The organism is Streptomyces sp. NPDC007162 (genome assembly GCF_040634175.1).
Classification (GTDB): Bacteria; Actinomycetota; Actinomycetes; order Streptomycetales; family Streptomycetaceae; genus Streptomyces.
In genome coordinates this window covers 1-1,084 of record NZ_JBEYFC010001062.1, presented here as the reverse complement: position 1 = coordinate 1,084, position 1,084 = coordinate 1, and the positions used below count along the sequence as shown (strand labels likewise).

1 protein-coding gene and 1 pseudogene are annotated in these 1,084 nt (G+C 66.1%); one reads left to right on the top strand and one right to left on the bottom strand.

Translation table 11 applies throughout. The annotated features are described in order from the left end of the window. Window positions 1-74 precede the first annotated feature (74 nt). Window positions 75-251, bottom strand: coding sequence for a hypothetical protein (locus ABZ646_RS47160; RefSeq protein ID WP_360534084.1), 177 nt, complete (start codon window positions 249-251; stop codon window positions 75-77). A gap of 139 nt (window positions 252-390) precedes the next feature. Here ABZ646_RS47160 and ABZ646_RS47155 point away from each other — a divergent pair. Then, a pseudogene (locus tag ABZ646_RS47155) lies at window positions 391-746 on the top strand (DNA-3-methyladenine glycosylase); the annotation flags it as partial. Window positions 747-1,084 lie beyond the last annotated feature (338 nt).

Genomic DNA, 1,084 nt, shown 5'->3' with positions numbered 1-1,084 from the left:
GCAGGGCGGACGTGAAGGCGTCCGTCCTGCTCTCGGGAGCCGTCGCGGTCCCGGCGCTGGTGCTCGGCGACGCGCTATTCACCGTCGTCAAGACCCCGATAGTCGCGGCTGTGAGGCAAGCCGTTCACCAACTGCAGGAACTTTTCGTGCAGTCGACCGTTGGTGACCAGCACCGACATGTCGCCTTCCAGTACGGACGCACCGTCCAGGTCGGTCACCTTGCCGCCCGCCTCGGTGACAATGACCGGCATCGGCTCGGCCCGTCACCGCCCAGAGTGACTGCTTGTCTCCCGCTGTCGTCGCCTTGCCGATGACAGCAGGACCAACGAGATACATGCTTGGTGAGTCCCCTACGCATGTGGATCTACGGCAACCTCGTCCTGGGACTGGGCCGGCGAGGTCGTCGAAGGCGCCGGGCTCGCGCGTAAACGTCGACTTTCGGCCCGATACGACAGGGAACTGGCCAAAGGACCGGCCCGCCTGGCCACCGCCCTGGACGTCACCCGCGCCCTGGACGGCACGGACGCGTGCGCCTCCGGCGAGACGCCGCTGCGGATGCTGACCGGCATTCCCGTCCCCTCCGAGCAGGTACGGAACGGCCCACGTACGGGAGTCGCCGGCGAGGGGGGGGCGACGGAGAGGCCCATCCCTGGCGCTTCTGGGTCGCCAACGACGCGACGGTCAGCCCCTACCGGGTCCATGTACCCCGGCGCGCTCAAGTTGACGCGCCCCTGGGAGGTGCGTAATGTAGCCCGAGCCGCTTGAACCGGGTACGGCAATCGCCAGCAGCCGGAAGCGGCCACCCACTACCTACGACTCCCCTGACGGGGGCGAATTCTGCATGCCCGCATGCCTGAATTCGAACCCCGCGGAACTCGATTATGAGTCCCGGCGGGAATCGGTTAACGTAGTGAATGTCGAAAGGCCGACGGGCGAGAGCCGGAAAGCCCCAGACAATCCCGCCGACCGGGAATCGGACGCCGAAAGGGTCTGATAGAGTCGGAAACGCAAGACCGAAGGGAAGCCCGGAGGAAAGCCCGAGAGGGTGAGTACAAAGGAAGCGACCGTTCCTTGAGAACTCAAC

Bases quoted from the DNA above. Each gene is read 5' to 3' on its own strand.
- ABZ646_RS47160 (WP_360534084.1), bottom strand. From the start codon at position 251: ATGCCGGTCATTGTCACCGAGGCGGGCGGCAAGGTGACCGACCTGGAC.